This is a genomic window from Belnapia rosea, from assembly GCF_900101615.1.
GTDB classification, from domain to species: domain Bacteria; phylum Pseudomonadota; class Alphaproteobacteria; order Acetobacterales; family Acetobacteraceae; genus Belnapia; species Belnapia rosea.
Genome location: NZ_FMZX01000068.1, coordinates 1 through 5727, shown reverse-complemented (window position 1 = coordinate 5727; position 5727 = coordinate 1). Strand labels below are relative to the sequence as shown.

Sequence of the window (5727 nt, the reverse complement as noted above, 5' to 3'; positions counted from 1 at the left end):
CCAATATTCCCCACTGCTGCCTCCCGTAGGAGTCTGGGCCGTGTCTCAGTCCCAGTGTGGCTGATCGTCCTCTCAGACCAGCTACCGATCGTCGCCTTGGTAAGCCTTTACCCCACCAACTAGCTAATCGGACGCAGGCCGCTCCCAAGACACCCAAAGGCTTTCTGCCTCAGCAGACATGCGGTATTAGCGCCAGTTTCCCAGCGTTATCCCCCATCCCAGGACACGTTCCTACGCGTTACTCACCCGTCCGCCACTAGAGCCGAAGCCCCCGTGCGACTTGCATGTGTTAAGCATTCCGCCAGCGTTCGCTCTGAGCCAGGATCAAACTCTCAGGTTCATACACCAGCATCCCTGCCAGCATATCCCAAGGCGCCACCCAACCCCAATCTCAACCCAACGCCCAACCAACCATCCCACCAGAACCACCAGCCAAGCCGTGACCGCAAACACCACCCACCACCACGTCTCCATGGCAGCAGCGCCGTCCACGCATCCCACCCCCAAAACAAAGGCAAGATACCATCACAACCCAACTAACAATCCCAATCAGGACCATCAGCCGAAGCGTACATACACTTCCAAAACCAGATGCAGATTTAAAAGAACATGCAACAGGTTGAGCCTGTTGGCAAAGTGCTCTCCAACGACCCTTGGCCTTCCCGATTGGGAAGACCAAGCCATTAGATTGGCACTTGGACCGCTTTCTCAGCGGGGCAGCGATAATGGCGTTTCCGCCGGTTCTCGTCAAGCCCCGACTGCGTCGCGGTGCGCAGCTTCTACGCCCTGGCGGCGGGCCGGTCAACACCCGATCTGACCATTCCACCAACGGCAGACGGAACCCTCCGCCGGGCGGCCCTCCGCCCTGCCGCGCCTAGCTATCGGCCCGGATATTGTTGTCGCGGATGACCTTGCCCCAGCGCTCGATCTCATTGGCCAGGAACCGGCTGCATTCCTCGGGGCCCGTCGCCCGCACGTCGCACCCCTGCTCCTCGATGCGAGACCGGACATCAGGCTCGGCCAGCGCCTTCGTCAGGGCCTCATGCATCCGTCGCTGGATCGGCTCGGGCGTGCCGCTGCGGGCAAGGAAGGTCCACCAAGTAGGCGCATCGAAACCGTCAAAGCCCTGCTCGGCGAAAGGCAGGGTCCCGGGCACATGCCGACTCTCCCGCAGCGTGGTCACGCCAAGCGGCCGCAGGACCCCGGCCCGGATATGCTGGCTGATGATCACCACATTCGACATGAACAACGGCACCTGTCCCGCCACGGCATCCTGTACGGCTGGCCCGCCGCCACGATAAGGCACATGCACCAGGTTGAACCGGCCCTGCTGCTGCAGCAGCGTCGTCGACACATGGGCAAGGCCGCCAACGCCGGAGCTGGCGAAGCTGATCGTATCCGGCGCTGCCTTGGCAGCAGCGACGACATCCTGAAAATTGCGATAGGGTGTGCTGCTGTGCGCCACCAGGGCCAGCGGCCCGGTCGCCACCAAGCTGACCGGGGTGAAGGCCTCAAGCGTCTTATAGGGCAGCCGCATCAGCGTCTGGTTGGTCGCTTCGTTGTCATACGCGAACATCCAGGTATAGCCATCGGGCGCGGCCCGGGCAGCCTCGATGGCACCGATCGAGCCCGAGGCCCCGCCACGATTCTCAATGATGACCGGCTTGCCGAGGATTTCCGCCAGCTTCGGCTGGAACAGCCGGGCAATGGTGTCGGTCGAGCCGCCTGGCGGCCAGGGTACGATCAGCCGGATGGGCCGGTCCGGCCAACTCTCCTGCGCGCGGGAGAGGCTAGGCGCGGCGAGGCCCATGGCCACAAGGGTCATCAGCGAGCGGCGATTCATTAACGACGTTTCCCTGAATGGATCATCGGACTAATTCTGATGCACCCGTTGCCAGTATGGCTCAAGCCCGCATGCGCGTCTCGAACCCCGTCTCCAGCTGGAAGCACTCCTCGATATGGCGGGCCAAGGCCTCCGCCACCGGCATGGCCGGCCCACGCAGGAGGCCAATCCCGAAATCAGGCAACGGTGGCAACCCCTCCGCCGCCCCCAGCACCCGCAGACCCTCCGGCAGCGGCGCGGGCATGGCGACGGTCACCGCCAGCCCGGCCAGGGCCACAGCCAGCGAGCCGGAGAGCGAGGCCGCGGTATAGGCCATGCGCCAGGGCAGGTCGGCCGCGTCGAGCGCCGAGATCGCCGCGGTCCGCCAGGAACAGCCAGCGCTCGCCAGGGCCAGCGGCAGCGGCCGTCGCCGGGCAGGCTCCTCCATCCCGACCCAGATGAGGGGTCCGTGCCATAGCCAGCGGACCCTCGCCCCGGCCGGCTCGTTGCCCTCGGAGATCAAGGTGAGGTCCAGCTCCCCTCCCCCCAGCCGCTCGACCAGCTCATTTGAGGGGGCACACGTCACCTCCACCTGCACCGCGGGATGGCTGGCGGCGAAGCGGGCCAGGATGCCCGGCAGCCAGCGGAGGGCATAATCATCGGGTGAGCCAAGCCGCACCGCGCCGGCGATGCTCGGCTGGCGGAAGGTGCTATGGATCTCGTCATGCAGGGCCAGCAGGCGCCGCGCCCGCTCGAGCAGCCAGAGCCCGTGCTGAGTCGGCTCCACGCCACGCGTGCCCCGCAGCAGAAGCGGCTGGCCCAGGATCTCCTCCAACCGGCGGATCTGCATCGATACCGCCGACTGGGTGCGCCCAACCGCCTGCGCAGCCCTGGTGAAGCTGCCTCCCTCGGCGATGAGGACGAAGCTCCGGAGCAGATCGGGGTCGAGGCCGGGCGGGATGGACAGCATGGAGGGACCATCAACGGCGTTGATGGGAACCGTCAATGCAATTCGTTTTCCTTATCCCTTCACCCGCCTCAGCTTATCTGGGTGAGGAGATCACCGTCATGGCCATCCAGAATATCCGCGCCCGCAGCCTTCCCTGGCTCCGGCCCAGCCTGCCGGCCCTGCCCAGCCTCGGCGCCATGCTGCGCACCATCGTCACCCGCCGGCAACTGGCGGAGATGGACGACCGCATGTTGAAGGATATCGGCATCAGCAGGGTGGACGCCCTGCAGGAGGCAGACCGCCTCCCCTGGGATACCGGGCGCCGGAGCTAGGGCGCTTCCCGTTCGCCTTGGCTCACGGAGGCCGCTCCAGCGTGTTGCTCGATCGGGCAATTACCTCCGGTCAGGTGATGCCACCCGACCGGAGCCTGCCCTAGCTGGCATCCGCGACCCTGATGCAGCGGGCGCTCCGCCCTGGCACCGGGGAGCGGGGTGCCGGCACGCCAGCCAGGCAGGCCGGCTCCGCCTCCGCACACCGTGGGGCGAAGGAACAGGCGGTCGGCAGGGTCTCGAGGCTCGGCGGCGCGCCGGGGATGGTGGTCAGCCGCTGGCCGCGCATGCCGCCATGCACGGTCGCCCCCAGCAGGCCGCGCGGATAGGGGTGCAGCGGTCCCCGCATCATGGCCCCGACCGGCCCCTCCTCGACCACGCGGCCGGCATACATCACCGCCACACGGTCGGCGATCTCGCCGGCGACGCCGAGGTCGTGGGTGACGAAGATCACGCCCATGCCGAGCTGCTCCTGCAGCTTCCGCAGCAGCAGCAGCACCTGGATCTGCACCGTGGCATCGAGTGCCGTTGTCGGCTCGTCCGCCAGCAGCAGCTTCGGCTTGCAGGCAAGCGCCACCGCGATCATCGCCCGCTGCCGGAGCCCGCCTGACAACTCGTGCGGATAGGCGGCGAGCCGCCGCTTGGCGGAGGGGATCTGCACCAGCTCGAGCAGTTCGAGCGCCCGGGCCATCCCTGCGGCCCGGCTCACGCCCTCATGCCGCACCACCGTCTCGGCGATCTGCTGGCCGATGGTGAAAACCGGGTCCAGCGCCGTCATCGGCTCCTGGAAGATCATGGCCACGTCGCTGCCGCGGAAATCCTGCAGCTGGCGTTCGTTCATCGCCTGCACGTCGCGCCCGGCAACCTCGATCTGACCCAGCACCCTGGCGGTCTTCGGCAGGAGCTTCATCAGCGCCCGCAGCGTGACGGACTTGCCGGAGCCCGACTCACCCAGGATGCAGAGCACCTCACCCGCCGCGAGGTCCAGGTCCACCCCGTTCACCGCATGCATGGTGGAGTCGCGGGAGACGAAGCGGACCGAGAGGTCGCGCACTTTCACCAGGGGCTTCGCGGTCGCAATCGGAGTCATGGGCCGTTCCAGAACCTCGCTCATGCCGCCAGCCTCCCTGCCTGGGAATGTCCGCTGCCCGGCTCCGCCATATGGCAGGCCGCCTCATGCCCGGCACCGAGATCGGAATGCACCGGCTCCCGCTCGGCACAGATGCCTTCCGCGAAGGGGCAGCGGGTCCGGAAGCGGCAGCCGGAAGGTGGATTGATCGGGTTGGGCGGGTCGCCGGTCAGCGGCGGTTCGGTCCGCCGTGACTCCGGGTCCATGGAAGGCCGGCTCGCCAGCAACGCCCGGGTATAGGGATGCGCCGGCCGCTCATAGATCGCCTCCACCGGCCCCTGCTCCACCACCTGGCCGAGATACATCACCAGAACCCGGTCGGAGATGTACTGGACGACGTTCAGGTCATGGCTGATGAAGACATAGGTCAGGCCGAATTTGGCCTTCAGGTCCACCAGCAGGTTCAGCACCTGAGCCTCGACCGATTTGTCGAGCGCCGAGACCGGCTCGTCGAGCAGGATCAGCCGTGGCTGCAGGGCCAGCGCGCGGGCGATGTTCACCCGCTGCCGCTGGCCACCCGAGAGCTCATGCGGGTAGCGCCGGGCGAAGGTGGCCGGGGCAAGGCCGACGGCCGCCAGCAACTCATGCGCCCGGGCCCGCGCCTCGGAAGGGGCGACGCCATGCACCTTGGGGGCGAAGGCGATGCTCTCCTCGATCGGCAGGCGGGGGTTCAGCGAGGCGTAGCTGTCCTGGAACACCATCTGCACCTGCCGACGGTATTCCTTCAGGGTGATGCCACCGGTTTGGGCATCCTGGCCGACACCCTCGCCATCGAAGACCATCCGGCCGGCATCAGGATCCATCAGCCGCATCAGCAGCCGGGCCGTGGTGGACTTGCCGCAGCCGCTCTCACCGACGATGCCGAGTGTCTCGCCCTTGCGGACAGCGAAGGAGACCCCGTCCACGGCGCGCACGGTGGCCACCGTGGCACCGAACAGACCACCACGGATGGGAAAATGCTTCTTCAGGCCGGAGAGCAGCAGCAAGGGCTGGGCCGGCCCGCCGCGATCCAAGGCGGATAGGGTAGTGGGGGATGCGCTCATGCCAGACAGTCGAGCAAGGCGCGTGCCAGCCCTGGCACGCGCCCCTGGCCAGCCTCAGGAGCGCCCTGCCCGTTTCCTGGGCGGCGCGCCCCTGTTCCGCCGAACTTACGGGCGTCCGATGCCGGAGTAGTCGAGACCGGCCTCGCGCATGGCAGCCGGGTCCCAGGCGTTGCGCAGGTCGAGCACGACCCGGCCCCGCATCGCCCCGCGCAGCCGCTCCGGTGCCATGGAGCGGTACTCGTTCCACTCCGTCAGCAGCGCCACCGCATCCGCCCCCGTCACCGCCTCCAGCGGCGTCGCCGCGAAGGTGATGGCGCCCGGCAACGACTGCCGCGCCTGGTGCGGCTGCGGGTCGTGCACCGTCACGCGGGCGCCGGCGGCCACCAGCTTCGGCAGGATCACCAGGCTCGGCGCGTCCCGCATGTCATCCGTCTCGGGCTTGAAGGTCACGCCCA

Annotated in this window: 6 protein-coding genes and 1 rRNA gene; 1 reads left to right on the top strand and 6 read right to left on the bottom strand. The window is 67.5% G+C overall.

All coding sequences use genetic code 11. The annotated features are described in order from the left end of the window. The 3 genes from BLR02_RS27775 to BLR02_RS27765 form a co-directional block, all read right to left on the bottom strand. Positions 1-340, bottom strand: a 16S ribosomal RNA gene (locus BLR02_RS27775); the annotation flags it as partial. A gap of 534 nt (positions 341-874) precedes the next feature. Further along, positions 875-1843, bottom strand: coding sequence for a Bug family tripartite tricarboxylate transporter substrate binding protein (locus tag BLR02_RS27770; RefSeq protein WP_090571646.1), 969 nt, complete (start codon positions 1841-1843; stop codon positions 875-877). A 61-nt stretch (positions 1844-1904) separates the two neighbouring features. Continuing rightward, entirely contained in the window at positions 1905-2828 is a 924-nt protein-coding gene (locus BLR02_RS27765; RefSeq protein ID WP_245704998.1) for a LysR substrate-binding domain-containing protein, read from the bottom strand. A 62-nt stretch (positions 2829-2890) separates the two neighbouring features. On the opposite strand from BLR02_RS27765, the gene BLR02_RS27760 reads away from it, so the two are divergent. Continuing rightward, positions 2891-3103: a DUF1127 domain-containing protein gene (locus BLR02_RS27760; RefSeq protein ID WP_090571650.1), complete on the top strand. Its 213-nt coding sequence runs from the start codon at positions 2891-2893 to the stop codon at positions 3101-3103. 100 nt (positions 3104-3203) lie between these two features. On the opposite strand, the gene BLR02_RS27755 is transcribed toward BLR02_RS27760, so the two are convergent. The 3 genes from BLR02_RS27755 to BLR02_RS27745 all read right to left on the bottom strand — a co-directional run. Then, entirely contained in the window at positions 3204-4190 is a 987-nt protein-coding gene (locus tag BLR02_RS27755) for an ABC transporter ATP-binding protein (protein WP_090665443.1), read from the bottom strand. 20 nt (positions 4191-4210) lie between these two features. Continuing rightward, complete coding sequence (locus BLR02_RS27750) at positions 4211-5272, bottom strand: ABC transporter ATP-binding protein (protein WP_090665441.1); 1062 nt, start codon at positions 5270-5272, stop codon at positions 4211-4213. A 105-nt stretch (positions 5273-5377) separates the two neighbouring features. Next, positions 5378-5727, bottom strand: a 350-nt coding sequence (locus tag BLR02_RS27745; RefSeq protein ID WP_245704997.1) for a UDP binding domain-containing protein, incomplete at its 5' end; no start/stop codon positions are given.

Bases quoted from the DNA above. Each gene is read 5' to 3' on its own strand.
- BLR02_RS27770 (WP_090571646.1), bottom strand. From the start codon at position 1,843: ATGAATCGCCGCTCGCTGATGACCCTTGTGGCCATGGGCCTCGCCGCG.
- BLR02_RS27760 (WP_090571650.1), top strand. From the start codon at position 2,891: ATGGCCATCCAGAATATCCGCGCCCGCAGCCTTCCCTGGCTCCGGCCC.
- BLR02_RS27755 (WP_090665443.1), bottom strand. From the start codon at position 4,190: ATGACTCCGATTGCGACCGCGAAGCCCCTGGTGAAAGTGCGCGACCTC.
- BLR02_RS27750 (WP_090665441.1), bottom strand. From the start codon at position 5,272: ATGAGCGCATCCCCCACTACCCTATCCGCCTTGGATCGCGGCGGGCCG.